The 913-nt window shown below is 25.4% G+C and carries 1 protein-coding gene; it reads right to left on the minus strand.

What is annotated here, in order from left to right:
* The coding region (locus SINDD18_RS09975; protein ID WP_153014466.1) for an AAA family ATPase at positions 1-913 on the minus strand (913 nt) is incomplete at both ends.

A 913-nucleotide genomic window follows, 5' to 3' on the forward strand; every position in this document is an offset into this window, starting at 1 on the left:
CGATTTTTTTGTTTACTAAAAATAGTTTCAATATAACTAACTAGCACTTTCTGCATTTGTATATGCATATGTGCTTCAGGCTCTTCTATAACAAAAAAATTAACCGTATTTGGTTGAATAGCTCTACTAAATCTATCAATTTGAAAACCCATATAAATTAAATTACTAATACCCAGACCTTGGGATTCTTCAGTTAAACTAAACAAAAATTCATCAGTACTATGTGAATAATTGATTAATAAACTATCCTTAATCAAGTTCAATAAATTTTTTTCGTTAAAATGAAATTTCGCTTCTAAAGCTTCAATTTCATTTTTTGATACATTATCTAGAGCATCTTTTAAGTCAGATAAAATTTTTTGTGTTTCGTTTTGAAAACTAGAATCAATTTCTGATTCAGCCAAATCTTTAGCTATTCTTTTTTTTAATTCATCAAATTTACTATTCCATACAGAATCACGTTTAGTAGAATCGGATGATGAAATAATTGATGTAGTTATCTTTTTATTTTTTAGATTTTCATCATCTAGTTCTCTATCAGCAGATATATATTCAAAATGGAATAATTTTTTAAAATCTTTATATTCGATAATTTTCTTATTATTGAAATCCTTATCAGCATAAAAATAAATACTTTCTGTATTTTGTTCTATGATTTCTTGAAGTATTGTAGCTGATTTGATATCTTGTTTAACAAATTCTTCTTTTATTACCTCTGTATTGAATTTATAATTGTATTCAAAATAAAAGTTCCGCTTATCATCATCAAGATCCATTAGGTAGTTTGCAAATAAACCAATGGATTCTTCCAAGTCATAGGATAATTCAAATTGAACTTTTATTTTTATGTGTTCATTAATATAATCTATAAATTCAATGAACTTCTCATCATTAAAGTCTGAGGGAAGACCGG

Origin of the sequence: Streptococcus infantis, from assembly GCF_001579645.1 — a bacterium.
Taxonomy (GTDB): Bacteria; Bacillota; Bacilli; order Lactobacillales; family Streptococcaceae; genus Streptococcus; species Streptococcus infantis_E.